General features: G+C 62.9%; 15 protein-coding genes and 2 pseudogenes. 8 read left to right on the forward strand and 9 right to left on the reverse strand.

Annotated features, from left to right (window positions below; all coding sequences use genetic code 11):
• Nucleotides 1-383 precede the first annotated feature (383 nt).
• Both JQ600_RS19775 and JQ600_RS19780 read left to right on the forward strand, forming a co-directional pair.
• Nucleotides 384-512: pseudogene (locus JQ600_RS19775) on the forward strand (SAM-dependent methyltransferase); the annotation flags it as partial.
• A 132-nt stretch (nt 513-644) separates the two neighbouring features.
• A complete protein-coding gene (locus tag JQ600_RS19780) occupies nt 645-1,685 on the forward strand; it encodes a cysteine synthase A (RefSeq protein ID WP_212389305.1) in 1,041 nt (346 codons plus the stop codon).
• Between the two features lie 111 nt (nt 1,686-1,796).
• Here the strand turns inward: JQ600_RS19780 and JQ600_RS19785 are convergent, their stop codons facing one another.
• The 4 genes from JQ600_RS19785 to JQ600_RS19800 are packed head-to-tail and all read right to left on the reverse strand — an operon-like array spanning nt 1,797 to nt 6,315.
• Complete coding sequence (locus tag JQ600_RS19785; RefSeq protein WP_249133123.1) at nt 1,797-2,540, reverse strand: amino acid ABC transporter ATP-binding protein; 744 nt, start codon at nt 2,538-2,540, stop codon at nt 1,797-1,799.
• 10 nt (nt 2,541-2,550) lie between these two features.
• Nucleotides 2,551-4,074, reverse strand: a complete 1,524-nt coding sequence (locus tag JQ600_RS19790; RefSeq protein WP_212261504.1) for an amino acid ABC transporter permease — start codon at nt 4,072-4,074, stop codon at nt 2,551-2,553.
• A complete protein-coding gene (locus JQ600_RS19795; protein WP_212261507.1) occupies nt 4,074-5,276 on the reverse strand; it encodes an amino acid ABC transporter permease in 1,203 nt (400 codons plus the stop codon). Before JQ600_RS19795 ends, JQ600_RS19790 begins: the two co-directional genes overlap by 1 nt.
• A gap of 22 nt (nt 5,277-5,298) precedes the next feature.
• Entirely contained in the window at nt 5,299-6,315 is a 1,017-nt protein-coding gene (locus JQ600_RS19800; protein WP_212261510.1) for an amino acid ABC transporter substrate-binding protein, read from the reverse strand.
• A gap of 421 nt (nt 6,316-6,736) precedes the next feature.
• Here JQ600_RS19800 and JQ600_RS37590 point away from each other — a divergent pair.
• The 5 genes and pseudogenes from JQ600_RS37590 to JQ600_RS19825 form a co-directional block, all read left to right on the forward strand.
• Nucleotides 6,737-6,884: pseudogene (locus JQ600_RS37590) on the forward strand (cystathionine beta-lyase); the annotation flags it as partial.
• Nucleotides 6,885-7,164: 280 nt separating this feature from the next.
• The gene (locus JQ600_RS19810; protein ID WP_212389307.1) at nt 7,165-7,614 is read left to right on the forward strand and encodes a hypothetical protein; all 450 of its coding nucleotides are present in this window, start codon (nt 7,165-7,167) and stop codon (nt 7,612-7,614) included.
• Between the two features lie 17 nt (nt 7,615-7,631).
• On the forward strand, nt 7,632-9,128 hold the full coding sequence (locus tag JQ600_RS19815; protein WP_212261515.1) for a type II and III secretion system protein family protein: 1,497 nt from the start codon (nt 7,632-7,634) through the stop codon (nt 9,126-9,128).
• A gap of 38 nt (nt 9,129-9,166) precedes the next feature.
• A complete protein-coding gene (locus JQ600_RS19820) occupies nt 9,167-9,904 on the forward strand; it encodes a CpaD family pilus assembly protein (protein ID WP_212036658.1) in 738 nt (245 codons plus the stop codon).
• Nucleotides 9,901-11,184 (forward strand): AAA family ATPase, encoded by a 1,284-nt coding sequence (locus JQ600_RS19825; RefSeq protein ID WP_212261517.1) that lies wholly within the window; start codon nt 9,901-9,903, stop codon nt 11,182-11,184. The genes JQ600_RS19820 and JQ600_RS19825 overlap by 4 nt, the downstream gene beginning before the upstream one ends.
• Nucleotides 11,185-11,234: 50 nt before the next feature.
• Here JQ600_RS19825 and JQ600_RS19830 read toward each other — a convergent pair whose 3' ends face one another.
• Nucleotides 11,235-12,065 carry a tetratricopeptide repeat protein gene (locus JQ600_RS19830; protein ID WP_212261519.1) on the reverse strand — a complete coding sequence of 277 codons (831 nt, stop codon included), beginning with the start codon at nt 12,063-12,065 and terminating at the stop codon, nt 11,235-11,237.
• Nucleotides 12,066-12,228: 163 nt separating this feature from the next.
• Nucleotides 12,229-12,477: a PilZ domain-containing protein gene (locus JQ600_RS37410; protein WP_192735824.1), complete on the reverse strand. Its 249-nt coding sequence runs from the start codon at nt 12,475-12,477 to the stop codon at nt 12,229-12,231.
• Between the two features lie 317 nt (nt 12,478-12,794).
• Here JQ600_RS37410 and JQ600_RS19840 point away from each other — a divergent pair, with 317 nt between their 5' ends.
• The gene (locus JQ600_RS19840) at nt 12,795-14,486 is read left to right on the forward strand and encodes a Na/Pi cotransporter family protein (RefSeq protein ID WP_212261521.1); all 1,692 of its coding nucleotides are present in this window, start codon (nt 12,795-12,797) and stop codon (nt 14,484-14,486) included.
• Here the strand turns inward: JQ600_RS19840 and JQ600_RS19845 are convergent.
• From JQ600_RS19845 to JQ600_RS19855, 3 genes are all read right to left on the reverse strand, one after another.
• Nucleotides 14,483-14,821 carry a lipid-A-disaccharide synthase N-terminal domain-containing protein gene (locus JQ600_RS19845; protein ID WP_212389308.1) on the reverse strand — a complete coding sequence of 113 codons (339 nt, stop codon included), beginning with the start codon at nt 14,819-14,821 and terminating at the stop codon, nt 14,483-14,485. The genes JQ600_RS19840 and JQ600_RS19845 overlap by 4 nt on opposite strands.
• The gene (locus tag JQ600_RS19850; RefSeq protein WP_212389309.1) at nt 14,821-15,579 is read right to left on the reverse strand and encodes a glycosyltransferase family 2 protein; all 759 of its coding nucleotides are present in this window, start codon (nt 15,577-15,579) and stop codon (nt 14,821-14,823) included. The genes JQ600_RS19845 and JQ600_RS19850 overlap by 1 nt, the downstream gene beginning before the upstream one ends.
• Before the next feature lie 71 nt (nt 15,580-15,650).
• The gene (locus tag JQ600_RS19855; protein ID WP_212389310.1) at nt 15,651-16,496 is read right to left on the reverse strand and encodes a phosphatase PAP2 family protein; all 846 of its coding nucleotides are present in this window, start codon (nt 16,494-16,496) and stop codon (nt 15,651-15,653) included.
• Between the last annotated feature and the right edge of the window lies 1 nt (nt 16,497).

Genomic DNA, 16,497 nt, shown 5'->3' on the forward strand with positions numbered 1-16,497 from the left:
GATCGCTGGCGCCAGCGCGCCAATCGACGATCAAAAGTGCAAGTTAGCCTTATTTTATCGGCCTTGGAACGCGATCGGGATGATGTCGGATCGTCCAAACCTTACGAAGATTTCACGGGTTTTTTCCGCTATTCCCACTGCCCAAATCCATCTTCGCGCATGAAAACGCGCCTGCGGCCGATTCGATACTCCGGGAACTCCCTGCGCAGCTTCCACGAAGGGGACAAATGCGGGTCGCCTGGTGTCGGAAAGGGAATCGCCGGCAATGCTGCGGCCTCGATCCTGTCGAAGCATTATCCAGTCATTGATCGCGAACTCCGGCCTGGCGGACAACGTCACCATCATCGGCTCCGTGAACTTTGTCGCCTTCCTCAGCAACCGTCGCCTCGCTCGGCGAACGGCTCGCTTTTCCCGTCATCCGCAAGCGCATTTCCGGGCAAGATTATGCCAAGGCGCTCGCGATCTGGCGAAGCAATTTCCGCGCGCCCTGGCCGAACCTGATGCCGTCAGGGAAATATCGCGGCGCGTCAGGTGGTGTTCGCAAATCCGGATGACCGGCTGCGACTTAAGCGCTGGCTTGTATGCCCGGCAGCCGTCCTTTAGGGTTCGCCCAACGATCAGGCAAAGCAAACCGGCAATTCCAAATGACCTTCAACAAAGACGTCATCGAAGCGATCGGCAACACGCCGCTCATCAAGCTCAAGCACGCTTCCGAAGCGACCGGCTGCACCATTCTCGGCAAGGCCGAATTCATGAATCCCGGCCAGTCGGTGAAGGACCGCGCCGGCAAATGGATGATCCTGGAAGCCGAGAAGCGCGGCGACCTCAAGCCCGGCGGCCTGGTTCTGGAAGCGACCGCGGGCAATACCGGCATCGGTCTTGCCGTCGTAGCGAGCGCGCGTGGGTACCGGACGATGATCCTGATCCCGGAAACCCAGAGCCAGGAAAAAAAGGACATGCTGCGGCTATGCGGCGCGGAACTGATCGAAGTGCCGCAGCTGCCGTACTCCAATCCGAACAACTACCAGCACGTCGGACGACGGCTCGCCGCGCAGCTGCGCAAGAGCGAGCCGAACGGCGTGCTGTTCGCCGATCAGTGGAACAACCTCGATAACGCCAAGGCGCACTACGAATCGACCGGCCCCGAGATCTGGCAGCAGACCGGCGGCAAGATCGACGGCTTCATCTGCTCGGTCGGCACCGGCGGCACGCTGGCCGGCACCAGCCGCTATCTGAAGGAAAAGCATCCGGGCATCGTCAACGCCTGCGCCGATCCCCATGGCTTTGCGATGTACGAGCTGTTCAAGAACGGCACGGCCAAATCGACACCGGGAGACTCGATCACCGAGGGCATCGGGCTCGGGCGCGTCACGCCGGTCATCGAGACCGCGAAGGTCGACGACGCCTTTCTGATCTCGGACGAGGAAGCCGTAAAGGTGATCTACGACCTAACCGAGCACGAGGGCCTTTGTCTCGGCGGCTCCACCGGCGTCAACATCGCGGGCGCGATCCAGCTCGCCAAGCAGCTTGGGCCCGGCAAGACCATCGTGACCATCCTTGCCGATTCCGGCGGCCGCTATCAGTCAAAGCTGTTCAATCCGGCTTTCATGCGAGCTAAGAATCTGCCGGTGCCGGAATGGCTGGAGAAGCGCCCGAAGGTCGACCTGCCGTTCGAGAAGGTGTGAGGCGGACGCGAAATCGCAGGGTGGGCAAAAGCGCATTGGCGCCGTGCCCACCATCTATCCAGATATCGTACCTTGATGGTGGGCACGCTTCGCTTTGCCCACCCGACGAAGCTAATGCCGCAATATCTGGCTGAGGAACAACTTGGTCCGCGCGTGCTGCGGATTGGCGAAGAAGTTTTCCGGCGTGTTGGATTCGATCACCTGGCCTGCGTCCATGAACACGACGCGATTGGCGACTTCGCGCGCGAACCCCATTTCGTGCGTGACGACCAGCATGGTCATGCCTTCATTGGCGAGATCGACCATGGTGTCGAGCACTTCCTTGACCATTTCCGGATCGAGCGCCGAGGTCGGCTCGTCGAACAGCATGACCTTGGGGTTCATGGTCAGCGCGCGGGCGATCGCCACGCGCTGCTGCTGACCGCCAGACATCTGCCCCGGATATTTGCTGGCCTGGTGCGGGATCTTGACCCGCTCCAGATATTTCATCGCGGTCGCCTCGGCGTCCTTCTTGGGGATATTGCGCACCCAGATCGGCGCCAGCGTGCAGTTCTCCAGCACGGTCAAATGCGGAAACAGGTTGAAGCTCTGGAACACCATGCCGACTTCGCGCCGGACTTCGTCGACGCGCCGCAAATTGGGCCCAAGTTCGATGCCCTCGACGACGATCTCGCCTTCCTGGAATTCCTCCAGCGCATTGATGCAGCGGATCAGCGTCGACTTGCCCGAGCCTGAGGGACCGCAAATGACGATGCGCTCTCCCTTGGCGACACCGAGGTTGATGTCACGCAGGACGTGAAAGTCCCCGTACCATTTGTTGAGAGCCTTGATGCCAACGATCTGATCTGTGCTCATGCTCATTCACTCAATTGCGGCGATGCGCGTTCAGCCTGTTCTCGACGAACAGCGAATAGCGCGACATGCCAAAGCAGAAGATGAAGTAGATGATCCCGGTGAACGCAAAGCCGGTGAACAACGTGGTCGGCGTCGACCAGTTTGGATCGGAAAACGACGCGCGCAACGATCCCAGGAGATCGAACAGCGCGACGATCGAGACCAGCGAGGTGTCCTTGAACAGGCCGATGAAACTGTTGACGAGGCTGGGGATGACGTGGCGCAACGCCTGCGGCATCACGATGAGCCCGGTCGTTTTGGCCCAGGACAGGCCGAGCGCGCTTGCCGCCTCGCCCTGCCCGCGCGGGATCGCCGCCAGGCCGCCGCGGATGTTTTCCGCCTGGTAGGCGCCGGTGAACAGCGCGATCCCGATCAGGGCGCGCACCAATCCGTCGATGGTGAACCCCGCCGGAACGAACAGCGGCAACATATAGGTTGCGAAGAACAGCACCGTGATCAGCGGAACGCCGCGCCAGAACTCGATGAAGGCGATCGAGAAAATCCGGATCAGCGGAATCGACGAGCGCCGGCCGAGCGCGAGCGCAACGCCGATCGGCATCGATGCGACGATGCCGGTGACCGCTACCACCAGTGTGACCAGCAACCCGCCCCATAGCCGCGTATCGACAACGGGCAAGCCACCCCGGTCCAGTCCCATGACCGCGATGACGATGCCAATGCCAGCGAAGATCGCAAGGCAGGTGATCAGAGGACGTGAGCCGGCGCGCAAGCCGCCAGCGAACCAGAACACCAGGGCGCAGGCGATGATGGTGGTCAATGCGAAATCGGCCCACAGCGGACTGCCAAAAGCCTGGACCTGGTCGCGCAGCCAGGTCAGCGGCAACAGCAGCCAGGAAACCATCGTCGAGAGCAGCACGATCAGTTGACCGAGCAGCCAAAGCAGCGGTCCGATCACCGCCGTCGCCTCACCCGCGGCGGCCAGCTTGCGCCCGCTGTCGCCGATGCTGTCGTTGAACCCCGACAAAAGCCCGGCGGTCCAGCTGACACCGAGGCCGCGCAATCCGCCGCCATGCAGCAGGAAGAACGCGATGACGGGCAATGCGATGAAGAACAGTCCGGCGTTGAGGCCCTTGGCCGGCGCCCGGGGAATCAGCAGCGGCAGCAGCAGGATCGCGGCCATGAGGAAGACCAGATTGACCCGCCAGCGCTCCGGCTCCGGATAGAAGCCGTAAATGAACTGACCGATTTTCGCCTGAATGAACGGCCAGCAGGCGCCAACCACGTCTCCGGCGTTTTTGGCGAGACACGCGGTGCGGTCGTTGCCGGTCCAGACCGCATCGATCAGCACGAATCTCAGCGCGGGCACGGCGACGAACCAGAGCAGCAACGCGCTGACGATCGTGATCAGGACGTTGGTCGGCGAATTGAACAGCCGCGTGCGCAGGAAGCCGACAAAGCCGGTGGTCTTGATCGGTGCTGGACGCTCGCCGACGAGTTCCCCGCGCACGAAAACGGATGGTGTGGTCTCGCTCATCACCCCATACTCCGGCCGATACGCCATCCGTAGAAACTCATGATCGCGCTCGTGACCAGCGAGATCACGAGGTAGACGCCCATGGTGATGCCGATGATTTCGATCGCCTGCCCGGTCTGGCTCAGCGTGGTGCCGGCAAACACCGAGACCAGATCAGGATAGCCGATCGCCACCGCCAGCGTGGAGTTCTTGGTCAAATTCAGATACTGGTTGGTGAGCGGCGGCAGGATCACGCGCAAGGCCTGCGGGATCACGATCAGCCGCAGCACCGAGCCACGCTGCAGCCCAAGCGAGGAGCCGGCTTCCATCTGCCCCTTGTGAACGGACAAGATACCGGCGCGCACGATTTCGGCGATGAAGGAGGCGGTGTAGGTCGACAACGCCAATGTCAGGGCGACGAATTCCGGAATGACCCGTGAGCCACCGGAAAAGTTGAAGCCCTTCAGGGCCGGTATTTCAAACTTTACGGGCGCGCCGAAGATTTGCGTCGCAAGGAGCGGAAGAACGATCACCAGGCCCAGCGCATAAGGCCAGACCTTGATCACCTTGCCGCTCTGGAACAGCAGACGCCGGGAATAGCGCCACAACGCGATCGCAGCGACGATCGCGATCAGCAACGCGATGACGAACGGTTCGAAACCCGGCTCGCCGATCGGCTTGGGGATTACCAAGCCGCGATTGCTGAGAAAGAAGGTGTCGAGCACCGAGATGCTCTGCCTGGGATTGGGCAGCGCAGCCAGCACCGCCAGATACCAGAACAGGATCTGGAACAGCAGCGGCAGATTGCGGATCAGCTCGACATAGCCGCCGGCGATGCGCGACAGCAGCCAGTTCGGCGACAGGCGGCCGAGCGCCACCAGGAAACCAATCACGGTGGCGAAGAAGATTCCGATCACCGAGACCAGCAGCGTATTGAGCAGGCCGACCAGGAAAACGCGGATGTAATTGTCGGACCCTGAATACGCAATCAGGTTCTGGCTGACGTCAAAACCTGCCGTGTTGACCATGAAGCCGAAGCCCGCGGTAATCCGCTGCGCCTGCAGATTGGCGCGGGCATTGGCGACGATCTCGTAGGCGATCCAGGCCAGTGCGGCGACGAACACGAGCTGGATGACAAAACCGCTCCAGCCCGCGCTGCCACCCAGCGCCCTCTGCAGTTTTGGGAGCAACTGCGACGGTGGTTTTCGGGGTTCGATGGCCATCGCCGCAGCCCTCCGCTGACGATCAGCGAATCGGCGGCGCGTACTGGATACCCCCCTTGCTCCAAAGCGCGTTGATGCCGCGGGCGATTCCAAGCTTGGAGCCGGCGCCGACGTTGCGCTCGAAGGACTCGCCGTAATTGCCGACCGCCTTCACGATCCGCGAGACCCAATCCTTGGTCAGGCCGAGCTGTTCGCCAAGATTGCCGTCGGTGCCGAATACCCGCTTCATCTCCGGCTTGTCCGATTTCGCCATCTCATCGGCGTTCTTCTGGGTAATGCCCAGCTCTTCCGCCGTGATCATCGCGTAAAGCGTCCATTTCACGATGTCGAACCACTGGTCGTCGCCATGGCGCACCATCGGGCCGAGCGGCTCTTTCGAAATCACTTCCGGCAGCACGACATGATCGGCCGGGTTCGCGAGTTTCAAACGATCGGCATAAAGGCCGGACACGTCTGTCGTGAAGACGTCACAGCGTCCGGACTCATAGGCCTTGACGGCCTCGTCGTTGGTGCCGAATGCGATCACCTCGTACTTCATGTTGTTGCCCTTGAAGTAGTCGGCCAGATTTTGCTCGGTGGTGGTGCCTTGCTGCACGCAGACCGACGCGCTGTTCAATTCCAGCGCGGAATTCACCTTCAGCGCCTTCTTCACCATGAAGCCCTGGCCGTCATAATAGGTCACGCCGGTGAAATTGGCGCCGAGCGAAGTATCGCGCGACAGCGTCCAGGTGGTGTTGCGCGACAGCACATCGATTTCGCCGGACTGCAGCGCGGTGAAGCGATCCTTGGCCGACAGCGGCACGAACTTGATCTTGCTCGGATCGTTGAAGACCGCAGCTGCGATCGCTCGGCAAATATCAACATCCAGCCCGGTCCAGTTGCCCTTGTCGTCCGGAGACGAGAACCCCGGCAATCCCTGGCTGACGCCGCAGGAAAGCATGCCACGGTCCTTGACCGTTTTGAGGGTTTGCGCCGAGGCGGCCTGGACCGAAAGGCCGGCGGCAACGGCAAGGGTGAGAACCAGGGATACGCGTTTCATGGGCAAGGCCTTTCAGGGGTCGTGCGGGAACGTTGGCTTGTCGTCCTCGAACGCTGTTGGGCCAACCCGATGATCCCTCGCCCAAAAAAGCGCCAATCTGACCCGACAGTTTGACACGCAATACGGTCGGACAGGGATCGAAGGTCGCGGCAGGCCCCTCAACGTGCGGCGACTGGTAGTTGTGCCGTATCACAATCCGACTGGCGAGCCGGGTCAAGGGGTTGACGGCCGACTTCTGTATTCTGTGAGTAACTAAACCGGCCCCGCCCCCGCCGGCCGGCGGTGTTTTGGCCATCTGTCGTGGCTGCGGCAAAACGTCTTTGATGGCGCGAACGCCTGAGTTTTTCGAACGCCCGACCGTCCAGACCGCAAAATCCGAAACCAGACTGGCGCCTGAGGCCGCGACGCCAAAGCCCGGGTGGGCTGTGCGAGCCTCGTCATTCCCTGCGACAGCTATCGCCCGGCGCCGGGCGCCGGGCGCCCTGACGCTGCGGCTTCACATCGGGCTCGAGAACGTCGATGACCTCAAGGCCGATCTTGACCGGCGCTTCACGGCGTTGAAGGCCGCCAACCAGCGCCGCGATTTCTGCAAACAATCTCCGCGATCCGCTGCTGCACAGCGGCGGATGCGGCGCGTGCCGCGACGGTCTTATCCGTAGAAACCCGTATTCTTGCAGGCGCGGAAACTAACCGCGCGTTCACCATGACGGCGAATCCCGCCGTTCTCGCCCGCAAATCATTCACCCCTCAAGTTCCCTTATACCATTGCCCCGTTAGTCATGCCGGGTGGGACGGCCATCGACGCCATGCGGATGATGGCGCCCAGCGTAAGAGTAGACAGTAAAGCGTATGAATGCTGCTCGTATCGTAGTTCTAGCCAACGCGCTCAGTGCGGGCGGCGTTGCGACCTATCTCGCGCGCGGATCGGGCGAGAACTCCGCCGCTGCCGAGCCGGTCGCGCCGCTGCCGACCACTGAGATTCTGGTCGGCAAAAGCCTGCCGAACGGCCGGGTCAAAGTGATCCTTTCCCGGCGCGAGAAAGGCCCGGACCGCGGCGGTCCCGAAATCATCAATTCGGAAATCATCCCGACCAACATCCGCATGCTGGCGATCGACCATGCCCCCAAGGACAAAGAGGGCATGAACGCGCTGGTCGGCAAGGCCGGCACGCAGTCGCTGCGCAGCATCACCGACGTCAACTTGGTCGTGGGTGGATCCGACGACCAGGCCCCGAAGCGGGGCTCAAGCATCAACGTGGTTCGCTACGGCATTGCGAGCCAATCGACGGCACAGAAGTGACCGAAAGGACGCGGGGAATGAAGTTCGGGGGTAATCAGTCAGCGATGCGAACGGCTGCGGTCGGGGCCTTGTTGTTTTCGGCCATCGCCACGCTGGCGCTCAGCCCGTTGGCATCTGTTGTGGCGGCCGAGCTCGACAAGGAGCTGGCCAGGGAGCTGTCCAAGGATTCCCTCAAGGATCCGGTGACGACTTCTGCCATCGGCCCGGTCAAGGAACGCTTCCTCTCCCTCGGCGTCGGCAAGTCCGTGGTGGTGGACCTGCCGCGCGACGTGAAGGACGTACTTGTCGCCGATCCCAAGATCGCCAACGCCGTCATTCGTTCGGCTCAGCGCGCCTACATCATCGGCGCTGCGGTCGGTCAGACCAACGTGGTGTTCTTCGATGCCGACGGCCAGCAGGTCGGCTCCTACGACATCGCGGTCAAGCGCGACCTCAACGGTGTGCGGGCGGCGCTCCGGCAAACGCTGCCGGGGATCAATATCGAAGGCGTCGGTGAAGGCGTCATCCTGACCGGCTCGGTATCGAGCCCGATCGAGGCCCAGCAGGCCGGCGACCTCGCCGCGCGGCTGGTCGGCAGCGCGGACAAGGTCGTCAATTCCATCGCCGTCCGCGGCCGCGACCAGGTGATGCTGAAGGTCAACGTTTCCGAAGTGCGACGCGACATTATCAAGCAGATGGGCGTCGATCTCAGTGCGAGCATGAATTACGGCACCGCGGTCGTGAACTTCAACAACAACAATCCCTTCACCGCCTACGGCCGTCCGCTGGTGTCTGACAATGGCCTCGCCGCCTCGAGCATCCTCAAGGGCCTGCCGACGGTCACCGCGACCATGCGCGCGATGGAATCCGCCGGCGTGGTCCGCACGCTGGCAGAGCCGAACCTGACGGCGATATCCGGCGAGTCCGCGACCTTCATCGCCGGCGGCGAATTTCCGATCCCCGCCGGTTATTCCTGTGATCCGGTCACGCACATCTGTACGACGCAGATCCTGTACAAGAAATTCGGCATCTCGCTGAACTTCACGCCTGTCGTTCTGAGCGAAGGACGGATCAGCCTGCGGGTGATGACCGAAGTCTCGGAACTGTCGACCGAAAATGCCATCACCCTGAACCAGAACGGCGCTGCGCTGACGATTCCCTCGATCAGGACCCGTCGCGCCGAGACCACGCTGGAAATCCCCTCAGGCGGTTCGATGGCGATGGCCGGCCTGATCCAGCAGCAGACCAAGCAGGCGGTCAACGGATTGCCAGGCGTCAACCAGCTCCCGATCCTGGGCGCCCTCTTCCGCAGCCAGGACTTCGTCAACAACGAGACCGAACTGATGGTTCTCGTCACGCCCTATGTGGTCCGCGCGGTTGCCCAGAAGGAATTGTCGCGCCCCGACGACGGGTTTGCACCGGCGTCCGATTCCCAATCGACGCTGCTGGCCCGCATCAACCGGATCTATGGCCTTGCCGCCCGCGTCGGGCCGGTCGGCGCCTATGAGGGCAATTTCGGCTTCATCATTGACTGAGACGACACGGCTCCACGGACGGGGATGAGGACAGAACCATGACAACCCAAACGAAGGTCGATCACCGTCACAGCTGGCGACTGCTCGGCGCGCTGCTCGGCCTGTCCGCTGCGCTGGGGGCCTGCCAGCAGACCGGCGAGATCGTGACCGCGACCGTTCCCACCGATTACCGTCAGCGGCATCCGATCGCCGTTCAGGAAGGTAACCGCTCGATCGTCATTTTCGTCGGGCACGCCCGCGGCGGCCTCTCGGCCCCGCAGCGCAACGACGTCATGGGACTGGCCCAGACCTGGGCCCGCGAAGGCACCGGCGCGATCATCGCCGACGTGCCGGTCAACACTGCCAATGCCCGCGCGGCCGAGGCAACGTACCAGGAAATCCGCTCGATGCTGACCGCAGGCGGCGTGCCGTCAAGCGCGATCAGGCTGCGTCATTATCAGCCGGATAACCCACAAACGCTTCCGACCATCAAGCTGATCTATCCCAAGATCTCCGCGGTGGCCGGTCCCTGCGGCCTGTGGCCGGAGGACCTCGGGCCCAACATCTACGACACCGGTTACAATGAAAACCGGCCGTACCACAATTTTGGTTGCGCCACCCAACGCAACCTCGCCGCCATGATCGACAACCCGGCGGACCTCGAGCAGCCGCGGCCCGAAACCCCCGCCTACACGATGCGGCGCAACGCGGCCTTCGAAAAATACCGCAAGGGTGTGTCGACCACCACCACCTATCCCGAATCCGACAAAGCCAAACTGAGCGATACAGGTAAATGATCAGCCGGTCCCGAAAAGACTCCGAACAAGAGCACGACCTTACGCGGCCCGCCGATGAATACATTTCGCCGGCGCCGCGCGTATCGGTGCAGGCCTTTTGCGCATCGGCCGCGACCGCCACAACGGTGCGGTCGGCCAGCGAAGACCGCCGCCTTGGCAAGGTTCACCTGTCCGTTCATATGGGCGGCATCGCCGCCGCCATCGATGCCTATCACAAGGCCCCGACGCCGAACGTGATCATGCTGGAAACCGAAGGCTCCAGCGACATGCTCGACGGTCTCGATGAACTCGCCACCGTCTGCGACGCCGGCACAAGGGTCGTCGTGATCGGCAGCGCCAGTGATGTCACGCCCTATCGCGAACTGGTGCGTCGCGGCGTCAGCGACTACGTGGTCGGGCCGGTCGAAACCCTCGATGTGGTGCGCGCGATCTGCAGCCTGTTTTCCGCGTCCGAAGCCGTCGCGGTCGGCCGGATGGTTGCTGTCGTCGGCGCCAAGGGCGGCGTCGGTTCATCCACGGTGGCGCACAATGTGGCCTGGGCCATCGCACGCGACCTGGCGCTGGATTCCGTCGTGATCGACCTCGATCTGGCGTTCGGCACCGCCGGCCTCGACTACAACCAGGACCCGATACAGGGCATCGCCAACGCGCTGTTCCAGCAGGATCGGCCCGACAGCGCGCTGATGGAGCGCCTGCTCGCGAAATGCTCCGAGCGTCTCAGTCTGCTGGCAGCCCCTGCGACGCTCGAACAGGTCTACGATTTCGGTGCGGACGCCTTCGATGCGATCTTCGATACGCTGCGCATGACCACCCCCTGCATCGTGCTCGATGTCCCGCATCAATGGTCGGCGTGGACCAAGCGCGCGCTGGTCGGCGCGGACGATATTCTGATCGTTGCCGAGCCTGATCTCGCCAACATGCGCAACGCCAAGAACATGCTGAACGTGCTCAAGGCAGCCCGGCCCAACGACCGGCCGCCGCTCTATTGTCTCAACCAGGTCGGGATGCACAAGCGCCCGGAAATCACGCCGCGCGAATTCGCCAAGGCGATCGAGGGCCAGCCCATCGCGACCATCCCGTTCGATTCAAAGATGTTCGGCACGGCAGCCAATAACGGCCAGATGATCCAGCAAATCTCCGCCGGTCATCGCACCACCACGATGTTCCTGCAGATGGCGCAACGCCTGACAGGTCACGCCGTGACCAAGCGATCACGCGGTTCGCTGCTGGCGCCGATCATGCCGATCATCAACAAGCTGCGCGCCGGCGGCAGCCGCTAAGGCGCGGCGGGCAACGGGGCGGGCTCACGCCTCCTCCCGTTCGCCCGCGGTCAATTCGAGCGCCCGGACGCAGCGCCCGGCATCTTGCCGCCCATCTCGGCGCGCGCATTCTCCTTGCGCGACAGCATGAGCTTCAACTGCGCGACGTTGGCGGCCGCTTCCTCGGGCGGAAGGTCGGCCTTCGCGATCTTCTCAGCCTCGGCCGTGTTGCCCCGCAGGCCGACCACCAGCGCCAGATTGGCCCGCACGCGCGCGTCGTTGGCCGCACGGCTATGGGCGCGACGCAACGTCTCCTCCGCCTTCGGCAGGTCCTTTGAAAGCACGTAAGACAGGCCGAGATTGGAAAGCACCGACGGTTGGTCGGGCGTGATCTTCAGCGCGCTCGAATAATACTGCCGCGCTTCCTCGAACCGGCCGAGTTGGTCGAGCACCGCACCTTGCGCGGAGAGTATCCGCCAATCCGGATTGTCGGGGGTGTGGGCGCGGCCGAGCACGTCGAAGGCCTGCTGGAAATTGCCATTGTCGGCGAGCGCGCGGCCGTAGCCGGCAAGCAGCGCCTTGTTGCTGGAATGGGCGATGGTCGCCTGCTCCAGCACCGCGACCGCCTGCGACTTCTGTCCGGTGGCGCGCAACGCTTTGCCGTATTGCAGGGCCGCGTCGGCATCCTTCGGGTTGGCGCGATAGCGCGCCTCGAAAACCTCTACGTCGCGGCGCGGGTCGGCGGCGCGGCTGGTTTCGGCTTTCTCACCGAGCGAGCCCGTGACATCCGACGACGTCACGGCCGTCTGGCAGCCGCTAAGCCCCAGTGCGAGAATCGCCGCGGATGATGTACACGCAAGAAGTCGCGCGAATTCAGATGGTTGGAACAATTTCTGGAACATTTACTGGACCCGCGTCGGCGACTGTCCAGAATGCTCACAGCTTAACCCTAAATTCGGGTTAAGCAGGCCGTCTTTACGGTAATGGGCGGCCGCAATGGCCTGTTTAGCATCGGCCACGCGGCTGCGGACCGGGCTCTGATCCCGGCCTCGCCGCATTCCTGTACTAGTCGACGAATTGAGCGCCGAGTTCGCAGCCGATCCGCCATGCGAGCTTGCACTGGCGCGGCCGCTGACCGGTCGAGAAAATCACGGTGAACTCGGGGGGAATCTCCGGATATTCGGCGATAATCTTCACTCCGCCGTCCGACACGTCCGTGATCATGCAGTCGCGCGGCAACCCGCCGGTCCCAAACTGTATCTTCGCAAAGTTTCTGCACACACGACGTTCGCTTCTGCGGCGATTCGCTAACATCTTTGCCCCTGGCCCTGATCGAGAAAATTGGTGTCTCTCGTTTACAGAAGAATTGTTGGAATTGGCCTAGCGGAACCGATCGCAATGTAATCGAAGTGTAGCGGTTGTTTTCCAGCTCTGCTTACCCTGCGCTTGTGCAGACACGCCCCGCGGGTTCGGCAAGCCACGCCGATCGCGCCATCGATAGCTGCCTTTGGCTCCTGCCGGCACATGCTCTCCTGCAGCCACCCACGCAATTTTCGGCAAATTAAAGGGTTGATCCGCGCCCTTTTGGCGATAGCCTGAACTTTCGACTCGCGCTGCCGGAAGCTATTCGCATGGGAACCGTCGTTCTTCTCGACCTGATGGGTGGCGTTGCGCTGCTGCTGTGGGGCCTGCATATGGTCCACAGCGGAATCCTTCGCGCGTTCGGCCCTGACCTGCGTCAATTGCTGGCGAAGGGGCTCAACAATCGCTTCACCGCCTTCGCGGCCGGCCTCGGCCTGACGGCGCTGCTCCAGAGCAGCACCGCGACGGCGCTGATCACAAGCTCGTTCACGTCGGAAGGCCTGGTCAGCCTGGTGCCGGCGCTTGCCATCATGCTCGGCGCCAATGTCGGCACCACGCTGATCGTGCAGATCCTGTCGTTCAAAATCGCCGCCGTCGCCCCCGTCCTGTTCATCATCGGTCTGGTGGCGTTCCGCACCGGACCGCGCTCGCGCATCAAGGATATCGGCCGCGTCTCGATCGGGCTTGGACTGATGCTGCTGGCGCTGCACATCCTGCTCGACACGCTAGCGCCGGCCGAAAACGCGCCGGGCATGCGCGTGTTCATGAACGCCATCACCGGCGACCCCGTGCTCTGCATCGTCGTCGGTGCGGTCGTGACCTGGGTGGTGCATTCCAGCGTCGCCAGCGTGCTGCTGGTGATGTCGCTGGCATTTGCGCATTTCATTACGCCGGTGGCGGCATTGGCGCTGGTGCTCGGTGCCAACCTCGGCAGCGCGATCAATCCGATTGTCGAAGGCGCCCGCCGCGACAACCCCGCCAGCTACCGCCTGCCGCTGGGGAATCTCGCCAACCGGGTGATCGGCATCGCACTGGTGGCGCCGTTCCTGAACCCGATCGCGGATCTGCTGCAATCGTGGCAGCCGGACCCCGCCAAGGCCACGGCGCAATTCCACATCGCGTTCAACGTCGTGATGGCGCTGCTTTTTATCGGCCTGCTCGACGGCATCGCGCGGCTGCTGAAAAAACTGCTGCCGACGCGCGTCCGGGAGACCGATCCGCTGCGGCCGCGCTATCTCGACGAGAGCGCGCTGGAGACCCCTTCTTTGGCGCTGGCGGACGCCGCGCGTGAAACGCTGCATATGGGCGACCATGTCGAGGTCATGCTGCGCAAGGTGATGGCGGCGATGATGACCAACGACCGGGCGCTGGTCGACCAAGTCTCGCAGATGGACAACAGCGTCGACAGCCTCGACGAGGCGATCAAGCTCTATGTCACCAAGCTCACCCGCGGCAGCCTCGACGAACGCGAGGGACAGCGGGCGATGGAGATCGTCTCCTTCGCCATCAACCTCGAACATATCGGCGACATTATCGACAAGAATTTGAGCGAGCTTGCGACCAAGAAGATCAAGCGCCGGTTCCAGTTCTCAGCCGAGGGCGCCGAAGAGCTCTCGGCCTTCCACAAGCGCACGATGGATTCGCTGCGGATCGCGTTCGGCGTCTTCATGTCCGGCGACGTCAATGAAGCCCGCAAGTTGCTGGCGGAGAAGGCCGCGCTGCGCAACGCCGAGCTTGCCGCCACCGAGCGGCATCTCGACCGGCTGCGCGAGGGCCGGCCCGAGACCATCGAGACCACCTCGCTTCATCTCGACGTGCTGCGCGATCTCCGGCGGATCCACTCCCATATCTGCTCGGTCGCCTACCCCGTGCTCGACGCCGCCGGCGAACTGGCGGCCTATCGTTCTTCCGAAAGCGATATGGCGGCGCTGCCCGCACCGGCCGCGGGACGCAGCGGTTAGCGATCCAGCGTCCTCGACGCGCTGGCGCGGTTCTTCACGATCAGCATGATGTTCCGGATGTAGATGATGGTGGCCAATGACTGGCCGAGGATGATGACGGGTTCGCGCTTGGCGATGCCGTAGACCAGCGTCATCATCCCGCCGCCCATCGAGAAGAACCAGAACGCCATCGGCACCACGCTTTGCCCGACGCGCTCGCTCGAGATCCACTGCACCAGGAAGCGCGCGGTGAAGAACAATTGCGCGACCAGGCCGAACGCCAGCCAGAAATCGAACTTGGCGACGAAGACGTCGTAAAGGTAATCGCCGAGCGCCTGCCCGTATTGAATCAGCATCAGATCACCTCGGTCGCAATGGGCGTCGACTTCTTGCGGCGGATCAACCACCAGACGCCGGCCAGATCCATGATCCCGATCCATAGCCGGTCAAAGAAGCCGTAATTTGATACGCCGGAATGGCGCGGGCGGTCGATCACATCGACGTAAGCAATGCCAAAACCTTCACGGCGCACCAGCGCCGGCAGGAAACGATGCAGCCCGTCGAAATAAGGCATCGACAGGAATACCTCGCGCGGAAAGGCCTTCAGCCCACACCCGGTGTCGCGGGTGCCGTCGCGCAAAATCCCGTTGCGCACGGCATTAGCGATCCGCGATTGCATTTTCTTGAAACCGGTGTCCTTGCGTCCGACCCGCTGGCCCGCGGCAAGGCCGATGCGGCCGCCGCCGCTCTCGACCGCCGAAATCAGATCCGGCAGAAACGCCGGATTGTTCTGTCCGTCGCCGTCCAGCGTCGCCACAATGGCGCCGCGCGCCGCACGAACGCCGCTGCGCACCGCCGCCGATTGTCCGGAGGATTTTTCATGCCGGAGCTGCCGGAGATTGCCGTGCACCTTCATCAGCGCTTTGAGCCGCTCGGCGGTGGAGTCGGTCGAGCCGTCATTGACATAGATGATCTCATAGGCCCAGCGGCGGCCATCCAGCGCGGCCGTGATTTCCGTAATCAGCGGCGCGACGTTGTCGGCCTCGTTGCGCACGGGCACAACGATGGAAACGGCGACCGCGGCTTGGTCGGAAGAAGGCAAATCGGCACTCATCGGTTGGGCTGGGGTTGGATCGGCTTGCACGGACCGGAACCGGTTCCGTCAGGCCTGCGCGGCGTCCGCTTTTATGGGGCGAATGCGCCCCGGGCAACCCTTTTGAGGCGTCCCGAGGAAGGCCCTACCAGCGGCAGAATTGTGCCGTCGCGGTGGATCGCAAAGCCGAGCCGCCGCGCTGCGAACCAGTAGCGCACGAACATCGCGCCGATCGTGCCAACCAGCGCGCCTGCGACCACGTCGCTGGGATGATGGGCCAGCAACACCAGACGGGTTGCACAGATGACGAGGGCATAGACGAGCATCGTGGTCCGCGCCTGCGGCCACAACGCCGACACGGCAAAGGCCAGCGCGAAAGCGCAGGTCGCATGGCCCGAGGGGAAGCTCGAATAGGCCCCCGTTCCCGCAAAGTGCGAGAAATGGAACACATTGCCTTCGCCGCCGACAAACGGCCGGCCGCGTCCGACGCTCCATTTTATTACTTCGGTAATCAGCGCGGACACCATCACCGCGCAGAACAAAAACTGTAAACGCGTGCCGAGACCGAGCAACAGGGAGCGCTGAATACCACTGAACGCGGGTGCTGCTATCGCAACCAAGATCAACAGCGCGCCCAGCGCCGCCAGCACATATTCATCCTTGCCGAAATCGGTGACAATGCGCATCCACCACAGCGAGGGCGTACCCCGCTTCGGCATCTGGCCGATCTCCCAGGCATCGAGCACGAACATCAACGCGATGATGGCGGCGCCAAGGCCGGCCGACAGCAGCAACGCGTGACGCGCCGCCCGGCGGCCCGCCTCGGCCCGCCGCGAGTGCGACGGCGTCCGCGCGAGCTGGGTCAGCGAGCGCCACCCCAGCACCACAAAGCGCGAAAGATAGTTTTGGGATTCGGCGATGACGGTCGGCGCTGGCATC

This window comes from Bradyrhizobium sp. AUGA SZCCT0176 (assembly GCF_018130145.1).
In the GTDB taxonomy this organism is placed as follows: Bacteria; Pseudomonadota; Alphaproteobacteria; order Rhizobiales; family Xanthobacteraceae; genus Bradyrhizobium.

Coding starts and splice junctions, on each gene's coding strand:
- JQ600_RS19780 (WP_212389305.1), top strand. CDS start 645: ATGACCTTCAACAAAGACGTCATCGAAGCGATCGGCAACACGCCGCTC.
- JQ600_RS19785 (WP_249133123.1), bottom strand. CDS start 2,540: ATGAGCACAGATCAGATCGTTGGCATCAAGGCTCTCAACAAATGGTAC.
- JQ600_RS19790 (WP_212261504.1), bottom strand. CDS start 4,074: ATGAGCGAGACCACACCATCCGTTTTCGTGCGCGGGGAACTCGTCGGC.
- JQ600_RS19795 (WP_212261507.1), bottom strand. CDS start 5,276: ATGGCCATCGAACCCCGAAAACCACCGTCGCAGTTGCTCCCAAAACTG.
- JQ600_RS19800 (WP_212261510.1), bottom strand. CDS start 6,315: ATGAAACGCGTATCCCTGGTTCTCACCCTTGCCGTTGCCGCCGGCCTT.
- JQ600_RS19810 (WP_212389307.1), top strand. CDS start 7,165: ATGAATGCTGCTCGTATCGTAGTTCTAGCCAACGCGCTCAGTGCGGGC.
- JQ600_RS19815 (WP_212261515.1), top strand. CDS start 7,632: ATGAAGTTCGGGGGTAATCAGTCAGCGATGCGAACGGCTGCGGTCGGG.
- JQ600_RS19820 (WP_212036658.1), top strand. CDS start 9,167: ATGACAACCCAAACGAAGGTCGATCACCGTCACAGCTGGCGACTGCTC.
- JQ600_RS19825 (WP_212261517.1), top strand. CDS start 9,901: ATGATCAGCCGGTCCCGAAAAGACTCCGAACAAGAGCACGACCTTACG.
- JQ600_RS19830 (WP_212261519.1), bottom strand. CDS start 12,065: ATGTTCCAGAAATTGTTCCAACCATCTGAATTCGCGCGACTTCTTGCG.
- JQ600_RS37410 (WP_192735824.1), bottom strand. CDS start 12,477: ATGTTAGCGAATCGCCGCAGAAGCGAACGTCGTGTGTGCAGAAACTTT.
- JQ600_RS19840 (WP_212261521.1), top strand. CDS start 12,795: ATGGGAACCGTCGTTCTTCTCGACCTGATGGGTGGCGTTGCGCTGCTG.
- JQ600_RS19845 (WP_212389308.1), bottom strand. CDS start 14,821: ATGCTGATTCAATACGGGCAGGCGCTCGGCGATTACCTTTACGACGTC.
- JQ600_RS19850 (WP_212389309.1), bottom strand. CDS start 15,579: ATGAGTGCCGATTTGCCTTCTTCCGACCAAGCCGCGGTCGCCGTTTCC.
- JQ600_RS19855 (WP_212389310.1), bottom strand. CDS start 16,496: ATGCCAGCGCCGACCGTCATCGCCGAATCCCAAAACTATCTTTCGCGC.